Annotated in this window: 1 protein-coding gene; it reads left to right on the top strand. The window is 43.0% G+C overall.

Translation table 11 applies throughout. The features are described from left to right. Positions 1 to 592, top strand: a 592-nt coding sequence (locus tag ACFI6J_RS21500) for a transposase (RefSeq protein WP_462586396.1), incomplete at its 5' end; no start/stop codon positions are given. Positions 593 to 918: the final 326 nt, after the last annotated feature.

Below are 918 nucleotides of genomic sequence, written 5' to 3'. Positions count from 1 at the left end.
CAGTCAATACAATCTACCTGCGCCGGAGTCTCGTTTGAATCTGCAAAATTCACCTGACCGAGAAAAAATGCATCACTTTTTTCCTGATGAAGCTGTGCAAAAGAGCATGGATTTAAATCTCAATATTATCGAAACCATGGTGAGTGAACTTTACAAGATTGAACACTATGTAAAGACTCAGGCACAAACACACCGTGCAACAGATTTACATATCCTTAAGTCGTTTCCTGGTATCGGAAAAATTTTAGCCCTGACCATTTTGTATGAAGTTGGCGATATTAAGCGGTTTTCATCAGTTCAGAAGTTTGCCTCGTATTCACGGTTAGTGAAATGCAAAGCTGAGTCGGCCGGTAAAACACACGGTACGCAGGGGAATAAGATTGGCAACGCACACTTGAAGTGGGCATTCAGTGAAGCAGCGGTGTTGTACCTCAAAGGTAATGACAACGCCAAACGATATTTAGCCAAGCTTCAAAAGAGAATGAGCAAGGCGAAGGCCTTATCTGCACTCGCTCATAAAATCGGGCGATGTGCTTACTTTATGTTGAAGAACCAGCAGGTATTCGATGAAGAACGTTTTTTAAACGAGTAAGTCGCACAGTGGCATGAGCTGCAACGTCTAACTGGTTAAACGACGAGTATCAACTTATCGCACAGTACTCTGCATCAAGCAGTATCGATAAGTATACCAACAAGTCATAACCTGCTGCGTTTGATTAGACATGCCACTGTTGCGCATCTCTACTTTTTTACGAATTTGCTTACACCTTCTCTGAACCTGATACTAACTGGTCAATACAGCCACTTAGCTTTGAATAGGACAGAGGAAGGTTAACCGATGAATGTCTAGTGCCGTTGCCAGTCAAAAGGAATTGAAAAGCGCAACAATAAGAGCCGGTGACCGGCGCAGCTCTACAT

It is taken from the genome of Alteromonas sp. G4i13 (genome assembly GCF_054960505.1).
This window is presented reverse-complemented; position numbering and strand designations above follow the sequence as displayed.